19 protein-coding genes are annotated in these 18,266 nt (G+C 73.9%); 6 read left to right on the top strand and 13 right to left on the bottom strand.

Going from position 1 to position 18,266, the window contains the following annotated elements; all coding sequences use genetic code 11:
• Positions 1-19: 19 nt before the first annotated feature.
• The 4 genes from IE142_RS22100 to infC all read right to left on the bottom strand — a co-directional run bounded on the left by IE142_RS22100 (position 20) and on the right by infC (position 2,506).
• Positions 20-868 carry a TrmH family RNA methyltransferase gene (locus IE142_RS22100; protein ID WP_043377230.1) on the bottom strand — a complete coding sequence of 283 codons (849 nt, stop codon included), beginning with the start codon at positions 866-868 and terminating at the stop codon, positions 20-22.
• A gap of 198 nt (positions 869-1,066) precedes the next feature.
• On the bottom strand, positions 1,067-1,450 hold the full coding sequence (gene rplT, locus IE142_RS22105; RefSeq protein ID WP_043374933.1) for a 50S ribosomal protein L20: 384 nt from the start codon (positions 1,448-1,450) through the stop codon (positions 1,067-1,069).
• 96 nt (positions 1,451-1,546) lie between these two features.
• Positions 1,547-1,741: a 50S ribosomal protein L35 gene (rpmI, locus tag IE142_RS22110; protein WP_003977225.1), complete on the bottom strand. Its 195-nt coding sequence runs from the start codon at positions 1,739-1,741 to the stop codon at positions 1,547-1,549.
• 111 nt (positions 1,742-1,852) lie between these two features.
• Positions 1,853-2,506: a translation initiation factor IF-3 gene (gene infC, locus IE142_RS22115; RefSeq protein ID WP_071528818.1), complete on the bottom strand. Its 654-nt coding sequence runs from the start codon at positions 2,504-2,506 to the stop codon at positions 1,853-1,855.
• A gap of 386 nt (positions 2,507-2,892) precedes the next feature.
• On the opposite strand from infC, the gene IE142_RS22120 reads away from it, so the two are divergent.
• Positions 2,893-3,258, top strand: a complete 366-nt coding sequence (locus IE142_RS22120) for a DUF1844 domain-containing protein (RefSeq protein WP_191887359.1) — start codon at positions 2,893-2,895, stop codon at positions 3,256-3,258.
• A 21-nt stretch (positions 3,259-3,279) separates the two neighbouring features.
• Here the strand turns inward: IE142_RS22120 and IE142_RS22125 are convergent, their stop codons facing one another.
• On the bottom strand, positions 3,280-4,011 hold the full coding sequence (locus tag IE142_RS22125; RefSeq protein WP_191887360.1) for an SseB family protein: 732 nt from the start codon (positions 4,009-4,011) through the stop codon (positions 3,280-3,282).
• A 117-nt stretch (positions 4,012-4,128) separates the two neighbouring features.
• Here IE142_RS22125 and IE142_RS22130 point away from each other — a divergent pair, with 117 nt between their 5' ends.
• Positions 4,129-5,115 (top strand): serine hydrolase, encoded by a 987-nt coding sequence (locus tag IE142_RS22130; RefSeq protein WP_191887361.1) that lies wholly within the window; start codon positions 4,129-4,131, stop codon positions 5,113-5,115.
• Here IE142_RS22130 and mycP read toward each other — a convergent pair.
• Both mycP and IE142_RS22140 read right to left on the bottom strand, forming a co-directional pair.
• A complete protein-coding gene (mycP, locus tag IE142_RS22135; protein WP_191887362.1) occupies positions 5,100-6,278 on the bottom strand; it encodes a type VII secretion-associated serine protease mycosin in 1,179 nt (392 codons plus the stop codon). The two genes, IE142_RS22130 and mycP, sit on opposite strands and share 16 nt — an antisense overlap.
• Entirely contained in the window at positions 6,275-7,168 is an 894-nt protein-coding gene (locus IE142_RS22140) for a hypothetical protein (protein WP_229830778.1), read from the bottom strand. The genes mycP and IE142_RS22140 overlap by 4 nt, the downstream gene beginning before the upstream one ends.
• Positions 7,169-7,966: 798 nt before the next feature.
• Between IE142_RS22140 and IE142_RS22145 the strand changes: the two genes are divergently transcribed.
• A complete protein-coding gene (locus tag IE142_RS22145; protein ID WP_191887363.1) occupies positions 7,967-9,169 on the top strand; it encodes an amino acid deaminase/aldolase in 1,203 nt (400 codons plus the stop codon).
• A 14-nt stretch (positions 9,170-9,183) separates the two neighbouring features.
• Here IE142_RS22145 and IE142_RS22150 read toward each other — a convergent pair whose 3' ends face one another.
• The 4 genes from IE142_RS22150 to glnA4 are packed head-to-tail and all read right to left on the bottom strand — an operon-like array spanning position 9,184 to position 13,732.
• Complete coding sequence (locus tag IE142_RS22150; RefSeq protein WP_191887497.1) at positions 9,184-10,137, bottom strand: DUF2510 domain-containing protein; 954 nt, start codon at positions 10,135-10,137, stop codon at positions 9,184-9,186.
• 37 nt (positions 10,138-10,174) lie between these two features.
• Entirely contained in the window at positions 10,175-10,957 is a 783-nt protein-coding gene (locus IE142_RS22155; protein WP_191887364.1) for a 3-oxoacyl-ACP reductase, read from the bottom strand.
• Positions 10,954-12,363 (bottom strand): aldehyde dehydrogenase family protein, encoded by a 1,410-nt coding sequence (locus IE142_RS22160; protein WP_191887365.1) that lies wholly within the window; start codon positions 12,361-12,363, stop codon positions 10,954-10,956. Before IE142_RS22160 ends, IE142_RS22155 begins: the two co-directional genes overlap by 4 nt.
• Positions 12,364-12,370: 7 nt before the next feature.
• On the bottom strand, positions 12,371-13,732 hold the full coding sequence (gene glnA4 / locus IE142_RS22165; protein ID WP_191887366.1) for a gamma-glutamylethanolamide synthetase GlnA4: 1,362 nt from the start codon (positions 13,730-13,732) through the stop codon (positions 12,371-12,373).
• 73 nt (positions 13,733-13,805) lie between these two features.
• Here glnA4 and IE142_RS22170 point away from each other — a divergent pair, with 73 nt between their 5' ends.
• Both IE142_RS22170 and IE142_RS22175 read left to right on the top strand, forming a co-directional pair.
• On the top strand, positions 13,806-14,540 hold the full coding sequence (locus IE142_RS22170) for a FadR/GntR family transcriptional regulator (protein WP_191887367.1): 735 nt from the start codon (positions 13,806-13,808) through the stop codon (positions 14,538-14,540).
• Positions 14,541-14,625: 85 nt separating this feature from the next.
• Positions 14,626-15,318, top strand: coding sequence for a gamma-glutamyl-gamma-aminobutyrate hydrolase family protein (locus tag IE142_RS22175; RefSeq protein ID WP_191887368.1), 693 nt, complete (start codon positions 14,626-14,628; stop codon positions 15,316-15,318).
• Positions 15,319-15,421: 103 nt separating this feature from the next.
• Here the strand turns inward: IE142_RS22175 and IE142_RS22180 are convergent, their stop codons facing one another.
• On the bottom strand, positions 15,422-16,390 hold the full coding sequence (locus tag IE142_RS22180) for a LysR family transcriptional regulator (RefSeq protein ID WP_229830770.1): 969 nt from the start codon (positions 16,388-16,390) through the stop codon (positions 15,422-15,424).
• Positions 16,391-16,460: 70 nt separating this feature from the next.
• Between IE142_RS22180 and IE142_RS22185 the strand changes: the two genes are divergently transcribed.
• Positions 16,461-17,618, top strand: coding sequence for a TDT family transporter (locus IE142_RS22185; protein ID WP_191887369.1), 1,158 nt, complete (start codon positions 16,461-16,463; stop codon positions 17,616-17,618).
• Here IE142_RS22185 and IE142_RS22190 read toward each other — a convergent pair.
• Positions 17,545-18,264, bottom strand: coding sequence for a helical backbone metal receptor (locus IE142_RS22190; protein ID WP_191887370.1), 720 nt, complete (start codon positions 18,262-18,264; stop codon positions 17,545-17,547). The two genes, IE142_RS22185 and IE142_RS22190, sit on opposite strands and share 74 nt — an antisense overlap.
• Positions 18,265-18,266: the final 2 nt, after the last annotated feature.

Raw genomic sequence — 18,266 nt, forward strand, 5'->3', positions numbered from 1 at the left:
CCCTGAGCTGGTCACCCTACTAGCTCTCGGTGACGGAGCGGCACCCTCCGGCGGCGCGCTGTGCACGCGCCGACGCGTAGAGACATACGGCGGCGGCGGTGGCGAGGTTCAGGCTCTCGGCCTTGCCGTGGATCGGGACGCGCAGGACGGCGTCGGCGAGGGCGCGGGTCCCCTCCGGGAGCCCCCAGGCCTCGTTGCCGAAGACCCAGGCCGTGGGTCCGCCCATGGTGCCCGCGTCCAGTTCGGCGTCGAGGTCGTGTTCGCCCGCCCCGTCGGCGGCGAGGACCCGCACCCCGGCGTCCCTGAGCCCCGCCACGGCCTGCTCGACGGGCACGCCGACGGCTACGGGCAGGTGGAACAGCGAGCCGACGGAGGCGCGTACGGCCTTGGGGTTGTAGAGGTCGACGGAGGCGTCGGTGAGCACGACGGCCTCGGCGCCGGCGGCGTCGGCGCAGCGCAGCACGGTGCCGGCGTTGCCGGGGTCGCGGACGTGGGCGAGGACGGCGACGAGCTTGGGGCGGGCGGCGAGGATCTCGTCGAAGGGGGTGTCCAGGAACCGGCAGACCCCGACGAGCCCCTGCGGCGTGACGGTGGTGGAGATGTCCTCGATCACCGCCTCGGCGGCGAGGTGGACCCGGGCTCCGGCGCCCCGGACGGCCCCGATGATGTCGGCGTAGCGCTCGGCGGCCTCGACGGTGGCGAACAGCTCGACCAGCGTCTTCCCGTACCCCGCGGCCTCCCGCACGGCCTGCGGCCCCTCGGCCAGGAACAGCCGCTCCTTCCCCCGGAAGTTCCGCTTGGCCAGCCGCCGCGCGGCGAGGACACGGGGGGAACGGGGGGAGATCAGCTCGGGGGCGGCGGGCGCCATGTGTTCCATCACCTTCACAAATGTCTCGACGCGGGGTGCGACTGTCTCGCCGCGAGGGGCGACGCCCCAGGGGCGCGGGGAACTGCGCGACAAGCCACAACGGACCCGCGGCACTCAACGGACCGAACGGCGGCAACCGAAGGACCCGCAGGCTCAAAGCCTGCGGGTCCTTCGACGTCGGCTAGAGCCGGCGCAGCGTCACGCCGCCTTCGGCGCGTTGACGTCGCTCGGCAGCGCCTTCCGCGCGACCTCGACCAGCGCGGCGAACGCGCCCGCGTCGTTGACGGCCAGCTCGGCCAGGATCTTGCGGTCCACCTCGATGTTGGCGGCCTTCAGACCCTGGATGAAGCGGTTGTACGTGATGCCGTTGGCGCGGGCAGCGGCGTTGATGCGCTGGATCCACAGCTGGCGGAAGTCACCCTTGCGCTTCTTGCGGTCGTTGTAGTTGTAGACCAGCGAGTGGGTGACCTGCTCCTTGGCCTTGCGGTACAGGCGCGAACGCTGACCGCGGTAGCCGGAGGCCTGCTCGAGGATCGCCCGGCGCTTCTTGTGGGCGTTGACTGCCCGCTTGACGCGTGCCACTTTTTACTCCTTGTAGCGGGGCCGCGGTTGTCCTCACGCGGCCCGGTATCGAATGGGTCCCGGTCCTGCCGTACGGCGCTCAGCGGCGCCCGTACGTCACTTGCCGAGAAGCTTCTTGATCTTCGCGGCGTCGCCCGGGGCCATTTCGGCGTTGCCGGTGAGGCGACGCGTCACGCGGGACGACTTGTGCTCGAGCAGGTGGCGCTTGCCGGCGCGCTCACGGAGCACCTTGCCGGAGCCGGTGATCTTGAAGCGCTTGCTGGCACCGCTGTGCGACTTGTTCTTCGGCATAGCGCCGTTCTCTCCTCGTCGGTGGCGCTCCGGTGCCCGGTCGTGAAACCGGGCACGGTGGAGCGTCGCTTGTATCGGTTACGTCCTGGGGACCTGGGGAGTCCCCCGGAGTCACGCCTCGGCGGGAGCCTCGGCCGGAGCCTCGGCGTCCACCTCGTCGGTCTCCGCGGCGTTCTGCGACTTGCCGGGGTTGGCCTTCGCGTCCGCCTTGCGGGCTTCCTGCGCCTGGCGAGCCTCGGCCATCGCCTCGGTCTTCTTCTTGTGCGGACCGAGGACCATGATCATGTTTCGGCCGTCCTGCTTCGGGTTCGACTCCACGAACCCCAGGTCGGCCACGTCCTCCGCGAGACGCTGCAGCAGTCGGTAGCCGAGCTCCGGCCGGGACTGCTCGCGACCACGGAACATGATCGTGATCTTGACCTTGTCGCCCTGCTTGAGGAACCGGACGACGTGACCCTTCTTGGTGTCATAGTCGTGCGGGTCGATCTTCGGCCGGAGCTTCATCTCCTTGATGACCGTGTGCGCCTGGTTCTTGCGCGCCTCACGGGCCTTCATGGCCGACTCGTACTTGAACTTCCCGTAGTCCATGAGCTTGCACACGGGCGGACGGGCGTTCGCCGCGACCTCGACGAGATCGAGGTCGTACTCCTGCGCAAGCTCCAGGGCCTTGGCAAGCGGGACAATCCCGACCTGCTCGCCGCTGGGACCGACAAGTCGCACCTCGGGAACGCGAATCCGGTCGTTGATGCGGGGCTCGGCGCTGATGGATCCTCCTCGGTAGCACCACGCGACGGTCTGGCGGACAGCCGCGTAACGTCTGTGTTCGATAGACCTAACCGCGCCGGTGCAACAAAAATGCCCCGGACGATCACAGGCGGGGCTCCTCATTACTACCGGAGCACCGCCGCGGTGTGATCGCGGGGCGCGATTTCGGGCTGGTCGCCGCCGCCGGGGCGGGACCGCCTGACCGGTGACCCGCCATCCTGAGGATGGCCAGGTGGGAGTTCGGAGCCTCCACTTGTGGGCCGGGCCCGCTGCCGTGGGGGCGTGCGTGTCCGACCGGTCGTTACACAAGGTTAGCAGCTCGGCGGGGGAACGGCTAACCGAGACCGAGTGGGGCCGCCGGCCGTCCTGCGCCTATCGTGAGCGGCATGAGTGAGACCCCTGCCGAATCCTCGGCGAATCCCGACTTCGACGCCATGACCCGCGACATCGCCGAGGTGCCGGCGGTCGAGGTGATCGTGACGGTCGCCGTCAACCTGATGAGCGCCGCCGCCGTGAAGCTCGGACTGACCGAGGAGGGCGAGGCGCACAAGGACCTGGACGAGGCCCGCAAGCTGGTGCACGCGCTGGCCGGTCTGCTGGACGCGACCGCGACCGAGATCAGCTCGTTCCACGCGGCGCCGCTGCGCGACGGGCTGAAGTCGCTGCAGCTGGCCTTCCGCGAGGCGTCGCTGGTCCCGGACGAGCCGGGCCAGGGCCCGGGCGAGAAGTACACCGGCCCGGTCTACGGCTGAACGGCTCCGGCCGACCCGGAGCTACCCCCGTACGTACAGGGGATCGCCCGGCGGCGTCGCCCCGGCCGGCAGCAGTGCCAGGTCGAGGCCGCGCACCAGGCGGGCCCTCAGTGTCTCGTCGGCTGCCAGCCGCTCGGCGACGGCACGGGCGGCCCGCGCCGGCTCGGCACCGGGGTCCAGGAGCAGCGCGAGGATGCCGTCTGCCCGGCCCGGACCGAGGTGCGCCCGCAGCACGGCGGGCTCGGCGGCCAGGGCGACGCGCACGGCCTCGGCGACGGCCGGGTCGGCGAGCGGGTCGGTCGTCGTACGGCCCTCCGCCAACGCCAGCAGCACCCGCCCGGTCAGCTCGAAGGGCACCGGTCCGGCGAGGTCGAGGACGACCGTGTCCGCCTTCTCGTGCGCGGCGGCCTGGAGCGCCTGGTGCACGGGGACGGCGACGGGACGGGCCTTCGGGTCCCAGCGGGCGAGCGAATCGGTGGACGTGAAGGCGGGCAGCGCGGTCCGGCCACCGGCCTTCAGCGTCGGTACGGCCATGTCGCTGGTCTTCTCGCGGCGCAGCCCGTTCTCGTCCTCCTCCACCTCGCCCAGGACGGCGACCACGGGCACGAGCAGGCGAGCGCCCTTGAGCGCCTCCAGCACGGGTGCCAGGGCGGTGCGGTCCTCGGCCCACGCGGCGAGCGCCGTGCTCAGCCGGGGGTCGGCGGAGCCGTCGTCGTCGGAGAAGGCGGAGTCGGGGATGTTCTTGTTCGCCACGGTCCCTGAGCCTATCGGGGAGCGAAGGACACTCCTCACGGGCCTCTGAGGGATCTCTGACCGACTATTCACGTCCGTCCCGAGGACCGCACAGCCAACGCCCGAAGCATCGCGGGCATGTCCTCTTACAGAACCCGGCGTGCCCGACGTGACCGACCTGCCGGGCGGCGGCGCGCGCGGGTGTGTGCCGCCCTGGTCGCGTGCGTCGTCGTGGGCGGTACGGCCGCCGGGGCCGTGTACCGGCAGGGGCACGCACGCCCCGGTGCCGGCGGCGCCGTATCGTCGTCGGCCTCGGCGCGCGCGGAGGGGGAGGCATCGGTGGAGACGGTCGAGCCGGTCGTGGACCGCGACGCGGTGCTGGCCGCCGCCATGGCGTCGGTGACCGTGCCGGACGGCGCCGAGGTTTCGGTGGCGGTGCTCGACCCGGCGTCCGGCGAGGGCGCCTCGTACGGCAGGGGGGTCTTCGACACGGCGAGCATCGTCAAGGTCGACATCCTGGCGGCGCTGCTGCTGCGGGCCGAGGACGCGGGCCGGACGCTGACCGCCACGGAGAAGTCGTACGCCGCCGCCATGATCGAGAAGAGCGACAACGACTCGACCTCGGCGCTGTGGCGGACGATCGGTGAGGCGGACGGACTGGACGCGGCGAACGAGCGCCTCGGACTCACGGGTACCGCGGGCGGCGACGGACCGCTGTGGGGGCTGACGCGGACCACGGCCGCCGACCAGGTCACGCTGCTGCGGCAGGTGTTCGTGGCGGACGGTTCGGAGCTGGGCGAGGCCGCACGGGCGTATGTACGCGGGCTGATGGGGTCGGTCGTCGACGGTCAGCGGTGGGGTGTGTCGGCGGCGGCCGACGGTGGCGCGGACGGTTCCGCGTGGTCGCTGAAGAACGGCTGGCTGCGGCGCAGCACCACGGGGCTGTGGGTGGTGAACAGCATCGGACGGGTCACGGCCGACGGCCGGGACCGTCTGGTGGCGGTGGTGTCCCGGGGCAGCGCGACCCTGGCTGAGGGGATCGCGCTGACCGAGGCGGCGGCGCGGGCGGCGGTGTCGGTGTTCACGGAGGCCGGTGGGACCCGCGTCGGTCAGAAGTCGTCGTAGCGTTCGCGGCGGCCGCGCCACAGGACGACGGCCGCGACGATCATGACACCGCCCGCGCTGCCCGCGAGCGGGCCCGCCCAGGCCGAGGTGTCGTCGTCGGAGGCGGGGGCGTCCGGGCCCGGGCCGAAGTACTTCTCGCCGTACGCCGCCGACTTCAGGCCCTCCGGCTTCAGCCGTCCGGCCGCCTCGATGGCGGCGGCGGGGTCGACGAAGCCGTAACCGCGGGAGTCGTCGCGACCACCGGCGGGAGCGTTGCGGGCCGTGTCTTCCAGGAGGTCCTTGACCTGGGCGGGGGTGAGGTCCGGGTGGGCCGACTTCACCAGGGCGGCGGCGCCGGAGACGAAGGCGGAGGCGGCGCTGGTGCCCCAGCCCTCGTAGTAGCGGTGGTCGGGGTCGGCGATGATCACATCGACGCCGGGGGCGCTGACCGTGGCGTACCAGCGGCGGGTGGAGAAGGAGGCGCGGGTGCCGTAGCGGTCCACGGCGGTCGCGGCGATGACGCCCGGGTAGGCGGCCGGGTAGGAGATGTGGTCGCCTTTCTCGCCGCCGTTGCCGGCCGAGGCGACGACGACCACGCCCTTCCCCAGGGCGTACTGGATGGCCTCGTCCTCGGCGGGTTCGGGGTGGGCGGAGGCGGAGTCGTCGCCGAGGGACAGATTGATGATGTCGGCGCCGTGGTCGGCGGCCCAGCGGATGCCCTCGGCCAGCGCGTTGCCGCGGGTCTTGCGCGCCCTGGTGCGGGAGGGGTCGCCGTCCTCCAGGATCACCCGAAGGGGAAGGATCTTCGCCTCCGGGGCGATGCCCATGACGCCCTCGGCGTTGCCCGGTCCGTGTCCGTGACCGGCGATGATCCCGGCCATGGCGGTGCCGTGCCGGGCCCAGGCGCGCTCACCCTCGCTGGCGCCGAAGCCGACCAGGTCCTTGCCGGTGAGGACGTTGCCGGCCAGGTCGGGGTGGTCGGCCTCGACGCCGGTGTCCAGGACGGCGACGGTGACGCCGGCGCCCTTGGTGGTCCTCCACGCCTCCTGGGTGTGCATGGCGTCCAGGGCCCACTGCTGGGCGCGGATGCCGTCGGCGTGCGCGGCCGGTGCCGGGACCAGGACGAGGGCGGCGGCGAGGAGGAGGCTCAGGGTTCCCGTCGTACGGGTCGCGTCGGTGTTCACGAGGGGTGCTCCGTGGGCGTGCCGACGTTCTTGCGCAGGGCGCGTTCGACGCGGTCGGCGAGGCCCTGCGCCTCGTGGCCGAGGCCGGCCTGGGCGGGGGCCGAGGTGGCGCCGGTTTCCATGGCCTCCTCGGCGGGCTCGGGTTCGTCGACGGTGCGTCCGTCGGCCCAGCCGGAGACGGCGTAGACGACGACGGGGGCGTCGGTGAGGACGGAGACGGTCCACGAGGCCCGCTGCGGCGCGCCGAATCCGGCGGCGACGCTGTCCTCGGCGGCGTACGGCAGGGGCATGAGGTCCGTGCGGCGGCCCAGGTCCTCCTTCTCGAACCGGCCGGCCAGTGCGGTCATGGCGGCGGCGTCGGCCTTGGCGAAGAGCAGGCCGACGGTGGTGACGTGGCTCCGGGTGGCGTCGGCGTAGGTGGCGCGTACCAGGCGTGCGCAGCCGACCGGGTCGAGGACCTTGGCCAGCAGCGGGTCGAACGCGCCCGCGCAGTCGCTGTCCGGGGCGACGGCGACCCGGGTCCAGGTGCGGTCGGCGCCACCGGGTCCGGCGCCGTGCCCCCGGACGGTGGGCGGGAAGAGCTGGTCGACCGGCACGCTGTGCCACAGGTCCCCGGCCGCGGTGAACGCGCTGTGCGCGCCGTCGTCCCCGGAGTCCCCGGCGAGCCAGCTGCCGGTGACGGCACCGGTGACCAGTCCCAGCCCGAGCACGAGGCAGACGGCCGCGGCCGTGGCCTGTGGCCGCCCGCGCCCGCCGAGCGAACGCGGCCGGGCGAGTCCGTCGTACCCCTCGGGCTGCCCGAACGACACCCGGGGGGCGTTGCCCGAGGCGGTGGGGGCGGTCGGGGCAGCCCAGGACAGCGCGGGGTGGGGGGCGGTGGCGGTGTCCACCGGGCGGGACGCCGGCCTCGGTGTTCCGGCGGGCGCCGGGGCGGGTGCGGGTGACCGCTCCGAGTCGGGCTCCGTTGGGATCGGCCGGAGGCGCCTGGTCGTCTCGGAGGCTCTTTCCGCGGGTGCGGCGGGGCGCCGGGGTGGCGTCTCGGGGACGGCGGGTGCCCGCGGGGGCCGGGCGGGCGTTCCGGGGTCGACGGGTGCGGACCCGCCGGTATGTGGCGCCGCCGGGCGCTCCGGCCGCGGCCTGCCGCTCTCACCCGGAAGCTCTGGGCCGACGGTCTCCTTGCCGACGGTCTCCGGGCCGTCGGTCGTCTCCTGGCCGACGCTCGGCGGGACGTCCGGGAAGCGGGCGGAGGCCCGGGGCGGCGGGGGCGTCTGTGCCGGAGGCGGCGTCCCGGGGCGCGGCGGGGTGCCCGGGCGGGGCGGATTCGCGGGGGCGGACGGTGCCGTGGGTCCGGGTGGTACGGCGGGGCGTGGGGGCTGGGAGGCGCGGCGCGCTTCCGTGCTCATGCACCCCCCGTTCCCTCGGGCCCGGGCCGCTTCTCCGGCGCGGGCCGGTGATGTGGTCTCCTGCCCCGGCCCGGCGCGGAACGGTCCGTCCCGGGCACGCTTACCCGCACGGGAGGATCCCCATCCGGCGCGGAGCCCGGAGCCCCGGCCGCCGGGGTCGTCCCGCCGTGCGTGCGCGTCACTCTACGGCGTGACCCCGCCCGGCGGGGAACCAGTCCGCGCGCCCGTGGCATTGGCCCGGAACGTCCCCTACCCTGCGGTAATCCTGTCTGGCAGGCTGCGGTCATGACTGCGCGCGCCGCTGACCGGGCCCGTTACGACCGGGCCACCGCCCATCTGGACGCCCCCGTGGCGATCGTGGACCTGGAGGCCTTCGACGCGAACGCCGACGACCTGCTCCGCCGGGCCGGCGGGAAGCCGATCCGGATCGCCAGCAAGTCCGTACGCTGCCGTGCACTCCTCGAACGGGCCCTGACACGGGACGGCTTCGCGGGCCTCATGTCGTTCACACTGGCCGAGTCCCTGTGGCTGGCGCGCTCCGGTTTCGAGGACGTGCTGCTCGCCTATCCGTCGGCCGACCGCGCCCGGTACGCCGAGCTGACCGCCGACCCCAAGCTCGCCGCGGCCGTCACCGTGATGATCGACGACCCGGCGCAGCTCGACCTGATCGACGCGGCGCGCGACGGTGGCCGGGAAGTCGTGCGGGTCTGCCTGGAGTTGGACACCTCGCTGAAGCTGTTCGGCGGGCGGGTGCGGGTCGGGGCCCGGCGCTCCCCGCTGCACTCCCCCGCCCAGGTCGCCGACCTGGCCCGTGCGGTGGCCCGCCGGCCGGGGTTCGAGGTCGTCGGCATCATGGCGTACGAGGGGCATGTGGCCGGTGTCGGGGACGCGTTGGCCGGCCGACCGCTGCGGTCTCGCGCCGTGCGGCTGATGCAGGCCGCGGCCCGCCGCGAGCTGGCCGAGCGGCGCGCGGCGGTGGTGCGTGCGGTCCGGGCCGTGGTGCCCGGCCTGGAGTTCGTCAACGGCGGTGGCACGGGCAGCGTGCAGCACACCGCCGCGGAGGAGGCGGTCACGGAGATCGCCGCCGGGTCGGGACTGTACGTGCCGCGACTGTTCGACAACTACACGTCGTTCCGGGGCCGTCCGGCGGCCCTGTTCGCCCAGCCCGTCGTACGGCGCCCGGGAGTCGGAGTGGTGACCGTGCTCGGCGGGGGCTACCCGGCCTCCGGTGCGGCCGGCAGGGACCGGCTGCCGATGCCCTACCTCCCCGAGGGGCTGCGCTACGACCCCCAGGAGGGCGCCGGCGAGGTGCAGACGCCGCTGCTCGGCACGCCCGCCGACGATCTGCTCATCGGCGACAAGGTGTGGTTCCGGCACGCCAAGGCCGGCGAGCTGTGCGAGCGGTTCGACGCCCTGCACCTGGTGGAGGGGGACGCGGTGACGGCGACGGTGCCGACGTACCGGGGCGAGGGCCACGCCTTCCTGTAGCGCGGCCCTGCGGCTCAGTCCGTCGGTCCGATGCCGCTGCCCACGCCGCCGCCCGTGTCCGCGTCGCCGGCGGGGCGAATGCCGTCGGTGATCTCGTCCATCGTGGCGAGCGGTGGTCCCTCCTCGCCCGCGTCGAAGACGTAGCGGACGACGATCGGGGACTCGGTGCCGACGGTGGAGGGGAAGACCAGCGACTGCACGTAGCCGCCGGGGCCCTCGGCCGTCGTCACCCGCCAGCGGACGTAGTACCCGGCGCGTCCGGCGACCGCGACCGGGCCGGCCCCGACCCGCTCGCGGGACTCGATGCCGCCGAAGGGTTTGTCGCCGACCGGGTCGCGGTCGTAGGCGTCGTCGGCCGCGTCCTCGATGTCCTGCTCCGCGAGCGCCTTCGGGGAGGACTCGGCGTTGCCCGTGACGGTGCGGGAGATGACCAGGCCGTGTCGGCAGACGCCGCCGTCGCCGGGGCAGTCGTAGGTGCCTTCGGTGGTCATCATGACGTCGTCCTCGGCCATGTGCTGGGGCCTCACCCAGCCGTCCGGCAGCGGGAAGGTGATGCCGTTGAGCGGGTCCTCGACCACGGCCGGGGCGTCCGCGGAGGGTTGCGAGGGAATCGGTGCGGTGCTCACCGGTGCCGGGCCGGTGGCGGGGGACGAGACCGGCGGGTTCTGCGTCCCGGGTGTGCCGCCGTCGTCCTCGCCCAGGAGGAGGACACCGGTGACGATCGCCGAGACCAGCACGGCCCCGGCGGTGGTGAGGGCGACCGCTTTCGCACGGCCGTTACCACCGGCCGGGCGACACTGCCCGGGGCCGGCCGCGTAGGGCGGCAGGGGCGACGGCGGCGGCGCTTGGGGGGCCGCGTACCCGGCGGCACCGGGCACCCGCCGGTGCTCCGTCCAGGCCGCTCCGTCCCACCAGCGTTCCTGGTGCGGGGCCGACGGATCGGGGTACCAGCCGGACGGCGGCGTCATGCTCATCCCGGCACTGTAGGACGCCGCCCGCGCCCGGCTACAGCGGTGTGACGTACGCCCCGGAAATGCCGCCGTCCACCAGGAAGTCGGTGGCGTTCACGAAGGAGGAGTCGTCGCTGGCCAGGAAGGCGACGGCCGCGGCGATCTCCTCCGCCTCGGCGAACCGGCCGAGCGGGATGTGCACGAGGCGGCGCGCGGCCCGCTCCGGGTCCTTGGCGAACAGCTCCTGCAGCAGGGGGGTGTTGACCGGGCCGGGGCACAGGGAGTTGACGCGGATGCCTTCCCGCGCGAACTGCACGCCCAGCTCCCGGGACATGGCGAGGACGCCGCCCTTGGAGGCGGTGTACGAGATCTGGCTGGTGGCGGCGCCCATCCGCGCGACGAAGGACGCGGTGTTGATGATCGAGCCCCTGCCCTGGCGCCGCATGTAGGGGATGGCGGCCTTGCAGCACAGGTAGACGGAGGTGAGGTTGACCTCCTGGACTCGCTTCCACGCCTCCAGGCCGGTCTCCAGGATGGAGTCGTCGTCCGGCGGCGAGATGCCCGCGTTGTTGAACGCGACGTCGACGCTGCCGTAGGTGTCGTACGCCGTCCGGAACAGCGCCTCCACCTGCTCCGGGTCGGTGACGTCGGTCTCGACGAAGGTGCCGCCGGTCTCCTCGGCCGCCGCCTTGCCCCGGGTCTCGTCCACGTCGCCGCAGACGACGTGGGCACCTTCGGAGGCGAGCCGGCGGGCGGTCGCGAGGCCGATGCCGCTGCCCGCTCCGGTGACGACGGCGGTACGGTCCACGAGCCTGCGGCAGACGATGTCTTCGCTCACTGTGCGGGGTCCTCCGTGCTCGACGGGATGTCACTGATGAAGACGTTCTTGGTCTGAGTGAAGGCGGTCAGCGCGTCCGGCCCCAGTTCCCGGCCGAGGCCCGACTGCTTGAAGCCGCCGAACGGCGTCCAGTAGCGGACGCTGGAGTGGGAGTTGACCGACAGGTTCCCGGCACGCACCGCGCTCGACACGCGCAGGGCGCGGCCGACGTCCCGGGTCCACAGCGAGCCGGACAGGCCGTAGTCGGTGGCGTTGGCCAGGCGCACCGCGTCGGCCTCGTCGTCGAAGGGCAGGACGACGGCGACGGGCCCGAAGACCTCCTCGACGGCCACGGGCGCGTGCGCGTCGACACCGATGAGGACGGTGGGCGGGAACCAGAACCCGGGCCCGTCCTCGGGTGCCTTGCCGCGGATGCCGTCGGCGTCGTCGGGGACGTAGGAGCGGACGCGGTCCAGCTGGGCGCGGGAGATGAGCGGGCCCATGTCGGTGCCCTCGTCGGCCGGGTCGCCGACGCGGACCGACTCGATCGCGGGGGCCAGGAGGGCGAGGAAGCGGTCGTACACCGTGCGCTGGACGAGGATGCGGGTGCGGGCGCAGCAGTCCTGGCCGGAGTTGTCCAGGAAGGACATGGGGGTGGCGGCCGCGGCTGCCTCCAGGTCGGCGTCGGCGAAGACGATGTTGGGGCTCTTGCCGCCGAGTTCGAGGGTGACGGGCTTGAGGAGGGCCGCGCCCTTGGCGGCCACCCGCCGGCCCACGGCCGTCGACCCGGTGAAGACGATCTTCGCGACGCCCGGGTGCTCGACCAGCGCGTCGCCCGCGACCGGCCCGCGTCCCGGCAGTACCTGGAACAGTCCGTCGGGAAGACCTGCCTCCAAGGCGAGTTCGGCCAGGCGCAGCGCGGTCAGCGGGGTCGTCTCGGCGGGCTTGAGGAGGACCGCGTTGCCCGACGCCAGCGCCGGTGCCGTGCCCCAGGCCGCGATCGGCATCGGGAAGTTCCAGGGGGCGATGACGCCGACCACGCCGAGCGGTTCGAGGAACGTCACGTCCAGGCCGCCGGCGACCGGGATCTGCCGGCCGGTGAGCCGCTCCACTCCCCCGGCGGCGTAGTCGAGCAGGTCGCGGACGTTACCGGCCTCCCAGCGGGCGTTGCCGAGGGTGTGCCCGGCCTCCGTGACCTCCAGCCGGGCCAGTTCCTCCAGGTGGTCGTCGACGGCGGCGGCGAAGCGGCGCAGCAGCCGGGCGCGGTCACCGGGAGCGAGGGCGGCCCAGGCGGTCTGCGCCCGCGCGGCCCGTGCGACGGCGGCGTCCACCTCGGCCGCGGAGGCGGCGGGGACGGTGGCGACGACCTCTTCGGTGGCGGGGTTCAGGACCCGCAGTTCGTGCGGCTCATGGGGCGAGTGGGTCAAGGGGGCCTCACATGCGTTCGAAGGAGCGGCGCAGTTCCCAGTCGGTGACGGCGGCGTCGTAGGCGTCGAGTTCGACGCGGGCCATGTTGCGGTAGTGGGCGACGACCTCGTCCCCGAAGGCGGCCTTGGCGAGGGCGCTGTTCTCCCACAGCTCGGCGGCCTCGCGCAGCGTGGTGGGGACGTGTTCGAAGTGGGCGGCGTAGGCGTTGCCGGGGCAGGGCTCGGGCAGCTCCAGCCGCTGTTCGAGGCCGTGCAGGCCGGCCGCTACCATGCCGGCCACCGCGAGGTACGGGTTGACGTCGCCGCCGGGGAGCCGGTTCTCGAAGCGCAGCGAGCGGCCGTGGCCGACGACCCGCAGGGCGCAGGTGCGGTTGTCGTGGCCCCAGGCGACGGCGGTCGGGGCGAAGGAGCCGGGCTGGAAGCGCTTGTAGGAGTTGATGTGCGGGGCGTAGAGGAGGGAGAACTCGCGCAACGCCACGAGTTGTCCGGCGAGGAAGTGCCGCATGACCTCGGACATGCCGGGGCCGTCGGCCATGACGCTGTGTCCGTCGGCGTCGGCGAGGGAGAGGTGGATGTGGCAGGAGTTGCCCTCACGTTCGTTGTACTTGGCCATGAAGGTGAGGGACATGCCCTCCTGGGCGGCGATCTCCTTGGCGCCGGTCTTGTAGACCGCGTGCTGGTCGCAGGTGACCAGGGCCTCGTCGTAGCGGAAGGCGATCTCGTGCTGGCCGGGGTTGCACTCGCCCTTGGCCGACTCGACGGTGAGACCGGCGCCGGCCATCTCGTTGCGGATGCGGCGCAGCAGGGGTTCGACGCGGCCGGTGCCGAGGACGGAGTAGTCGACGTTGTACTGGTTGGCCGGGGTCAGGCCGCGGTAGTTCGCGTCCCAGGCCTGTTCGTAGGTGTCGCGGAAGACGATGAACTCCAGCTCGGTGCCGGCCTGCACGGTGAGGCCGTGTTCGGCGAGGCGCTCCAGCTGGCGGCGCAGGATCCGGCGGGGCGCGGCGAGCACCGGGGAGCCGTCCTCCCAGGCCAGGTCGGCGACGGCCAGCGCGGTGCCCTCGTGCCACGGCAGGCGGCGCAGGGTGGCCAGGTCGGCGTGCATCGCGAAGTCGCCGTAGCCGCGGTCCCAGGAGGACATCGCGTAGCCGTCGACGGTGTTCATGTCGGCGTCGACGGCGAGCAGGTAGTTGCAGCCCTCGGTGCCGTGCCGGAGGACCTCGTCGAGGAAGAAGCGCGCGGCGAACCGCTTGCCCTGGAGGCGTCCCTGCATGTCCGGGAAGGCCAGGACGACGGTGTCGATGTCACCGGCGGCGACGAGCGCGTGCAGTTCCTCGACCGCGAGCGGGGGTGTGCGGTCTGCTGCCACGGGGGGAGCCTCCTTCGGCCGGGAGCCATAAGGTATTGCCGGAGACCATTGCTTGGAAAGGGGGCGCGGCCGCATGCCGGAGGAAGGCCCGGGGAGCGTGCCGGACCGGCTCGCGCCGGTGCTGCGGCCGGTGCGGGCCGGCAACGGGTTCGAGGAGGCGCTGGAGCAGATCCTCCAGGTCGTCAGGCTGGGCCTGGTGTCCGGTGGTGAGCGGCTGCCCGCCGAGCGGGAGCTGGCGGAACGGCTGGGGATCAGCCGGGTGACGCTGCGGGAGGTGCTGCGGGTGCTCCAGGACCAGGGGCTGGTGGAGGCGCGGCGGGGGCGTTACGGCGGGACGTTCGTGCTGGCGCGGGCGGACGCGGGCGGTGAGGGCGAACTGCGGCGCCGGGTCGCCGGGGTCGACCTCGAGGACGTACTGCGCTTCCGGGAGGTGCTGGAGGTGGGCGCGGCCGGGCTGTGCGCGGCGCACGGGCTGACCGGCGCGCAGGCGGCGCGGCTGCGGGCGGCGTTGGCGGGCACGGGGGAGGCGCCGCCGGCGGAGTACCGGCGGCTGGACACGATGCTGCACCTCACCCTGGCGGAGCTGTGCGGTTCGCCCGCGCTGGCCGCCCAGTACGCGGCGGTCCGGGCCACTCTGAACGCCCTGCTGGACTGCATCCCACTGCTGGTGCGCAACCTGGAGCACTCCCAGCGCCAGCACGCGGCGCTGGTGGAGGCGGTGCTGGACGGCGACGCGGAGGGGGCGCGGGAGATCACGCGGGAGCACTGCGCGGGGACGGCGGCGCTGCTGCGCGGGTTCCTGGCGTGAGCGCGGGCGGGCGTCTTGCCTCGGGAGCCTGTCCCGGCAAAGGTATGCGTACGGTCCATTGCGGGTAGGCCGGGGGAGGTCGACGATGGCGGACAGGCCGCTGATCGGCGTCAGTACGTACCTGGAGTCTGGGGCGCGCTGGGGCGTGTGGGAGCTGGAGGCGGCGCTGCTGCCCGCGGGGTATCCGCGGCTCGTGCAGCGGGCGGGCGGACTGGCCGCGATGCTCCCGCCGGACGCGCCCGAGCACGCCGCCGCCACGGTCGCCCGCCTCGACGGGCTGGTGATCGCGGGCGGCCCGGACGTGGAACCGGTCCGGTACGGCGCCGAACCCGACCCGCGAACCGGCCCGCCCGCCCGGGCCCGGGACACCTGGGAACTGGCGCTCATCGAGGCGGCCCTGGCCACGCGCGTCCCCCTGCTGGGCGTCTGCCGGGGCATGCAGCTGCTCAACGTCGCGCTCGGCGGCACCCTGGTCCAGCACATCGAGGGGCACGCCGAGGTGGTGGGCGTCTTCGGCGGCCACCCGGTCGCGCCGGTGCCCGGGACGCTGTACGCCGGTGTCGTGCCCGAGGAGATGTTCGTGCCGACGTACCACCACCAGGCGGTGGACCGACTCGGGACGGGGCTGGTCCCCTCGGCCCACGCGGCGGACGGCACCGTGGAGGCCCTGGAGCTGCCGTCCGGCCCCGGCTGGGTCCTCGGGGTGCAGTGGCATCCGGAGATGGGCGAGGACGTACGGGTGATGCGGGCGCTGGTGGAGGCGGCGGGCGGGGCCTGAGCCGTCCCCGCTCCGCCGGCCGACTGAGACTCGCGGGGCGTCCGGCACCGGCCTGTGCGCCACGGCCAGCCCCGTGCCCGGGTCGAGGACAGGCGCGGCGGCCCTACGCCCGGGTCAGGGACAGGAGCCGGCGGGCCGGGCCCGTCGGGCGGTGGCCCGTGGGCCACACCGCGCGCAGGTCCCGGGCCAGGGCGACGTCCGCGACCGGCACGCTGACCAGGCGCCGGGTGCTCAGCTCCTCGCCGACGGCGAGTTCGCTGAGGACGGAGGGACCGGCGCCGCTCACGGCGGCGGCCTTCACCGCGGTGGTCGACGAGAGTTCGATCAGGGGGCGGGCCAGGCCGCCCAGGGCCGCGTCCAGGACCTGCCGGGTGCCCGAGCCCTTCTCCCGCAGGATCAGCGGGGTCGCCGCCAGTTCCGCCGCCTCGATCGGACGCCGACGCCGGGTCCACGGGTGGCCCGGTGCCGCCACGACGATGAGCCGGTCATGGGCGATGACCGCGGAGTCGAGGCCCGTCGGGACGCTCACCCCCTCCACGAAGCCCAGGTCGGCCTCGCCGGCCAGCAGGCGCTCCGCCACCGCCGTCGAGTTGCCGGCGAGCAGCGACACCGCGGTGTCCGGCAGCTGGCTGCGCAGCGCGACCAGCCAGCCCGGCAGCAGGTACTCGGCGATCGTCATGCTCGCCGCCACCCGCAGCCGCGAGTCCCGCCGGTCCCGCAACGCCTGCGCGCCCGCGTCGAACGCCTCGGCCGCCTCCACGATCCGGCGTGCCCAGTCCGTGACCAGTGCGCCCGCGTCGGTGAGCCGGGAACCGCGCGGCGAGCGGTCGACCAGGGCGACCCCCAACTGCCGTTCCATCGAGCGGACGCGGCTGCTGGCAGCGGGCTGCGTGATGCCCAGCTCGCGTGCCGCCCCGCCGAGGCTGCCCAGGCGAGCCACTGCCAGCAACAGCTCCAGGGCCCCGAGATCCGGTACCCGATGGGCCAGTGAGCCCGTCACATGCCGTTCCCGTACGTCCTGCCCGCCCTCCGTGTCGCCCGTACCGTTCGTACCGCCCGCACTGCTGCCCATAACCCCAGCTTATGCCCTCATAGAGACATGGTCCCTGGTCAGAGGCTTCGGCCACCGGGACGGTGGACGCATGGTCACCGCAGCCCAGCCCCTGCCATCCGCCTCCGCCCCGGCCCGGCGCGTCCCGGCGGTCCGTCACCTCGGGCCCAACTGGTACGCCTGCGTCATGGGCACCGCCATCGTCGGCACCGCGGGAGCCGCGCTCCCCTGGCACGTGCCCGGGCTGCGGACCGCGTGCACATCCGTCTGGGCACTGTCCCTGGTCCTGCTGGCGGCCCTCCTGGTGGCCCGCTCCCTGCACTGGGTCCACCACCGCGACCAGGCCCGCGCCCATCTGCTCGACCCGGCAGCGGCCCCGTTCTACGGCTGTCTGTCGATGGCCCTGCTGTCCGTCGGCGGCGGCGCCGTGACCGTCGGCCGGGACTGGATCGGCACCTCGGCCGCGGTGGCCCTGGACACCGTGCTGTTCACCGCCGGTACGGCCGTCGGACTGGCGGCGGCGGTCGCCGTGCCGTACCTGATGGCCGTACGGCACCGGATCGAGCCGGGGCAGGCGAGTCCCGTGTGGCTGCTGCCACTGGTCGCGCCGATGGTGTCCGCGGCCATGGGGCCGCTGCTGGTGCCGCACCTCCCGCCGGGGCAGCCCCGCGAGACGCTGCTGCTCGCCTGCGTCGCGATGTTCGGGGTGAGTCTGCTCGCGACCCTGGTGACCCTGCCGGTGATCTTCGAACGCTTGCTCACCGGCGGCCCGCTGCCGCTCGCGCTCACCCCGACGCTGTTCCTGGTGCTGGGCCCGCTCGGGCAGTCGACGACGGCCGTCGGGAGGTTCGCGGATGTCGCCCCGGGGGTCGTTCCGGACCCGTACGCGGAGGCTTTCGGGGTGCTCGCCGTCCTGTACGGCGTGCCCGTGATGGGCTTCGCGCTGATGTGGCTGTGCCTCGCCGTCGCGCACGTCGTTCGGGCGCGGCGGGAGGGCATGGGCTTCTCGATGACCTGGTGGTCGTTCACCTTCCCGGTGGGCACGTGTGTCACCGGCGCCGAGGCGCTGGCCCGGCACACGGGGCTCGCCGTCCACGACGCGCTCACCGTAGTCCTGTACGCCGTCCTCGTCGGCGCCTGGGCGGTGGCGGCCGTGCACACCGCACGCGGCCTGCTCAGCGGCGCGCTGCTCGCAGGGCCGCGCCCAGCACCCGGGGCGCCTCGGCCAGCGACGGCCCGTACCACGTGAGGCTCCGTCCGTCGACGAGGGCGCAGGGCGGGCCGGGGAACGCCTCCGGGCCGTCGTCGGCGGTGAAGCGGTACGGCTCGTCCGGCAGGACCACCAGGTCCGGGCGGGCCGCCCGCAGTTCCTCGAGGGAGACCTTCGGATAACGCTCGGTGTGAGCGGCGTACAGGTGGTCGACGCCGAGGCGGGCCAGTACGTCGCCGGCGAAGGTGTCGCGGCCCAGGACCATCCAGGGCCTGCGCCAGATCGGTACGACGGCCGTGGTGCGCCGCCCGGGGCGGGGCAGGTCGGACCACGCGGCCTGCGCCTCCTCCAGCCACCGCGGTCGGGCCGGCGCCCCGCAGGCGGTGATCACCCGGTCAAGTTGGGTGAAGGCCTGCGCCACCGTGCGCACCTCGGTCACCAGCACCTCGACGCCCGCCGCGCGCAGCGCGTCCAGGTCGGAGGCGCGGTTCTCCTCCTCGTTGGCGACCACCAGGTCGGGGGCGAGGGCGAGGATGCGGTCGGTCTTCGGGTTCTTCGTGCCGCCTACGCGCACGACGTCGAGGTCCGCCGGGTGCGTGCACCAGTCGGTGGCGCCGGCCAGGGCGCCCGGGACCGTGCGGGCCACGGCCTCGGTCAGCGACGGCACCAGGGAGACGACCCTCACCG

The organism is Streptomyces mutabilis (genome assembly GCF_014649815.1).
Classification (GTDB): Bacteria; Actinomycetota; Actinomycetes; order Streptomycetales; family Streptomycetaceae; genus Streptomyces; species Streptomyces mutabilis.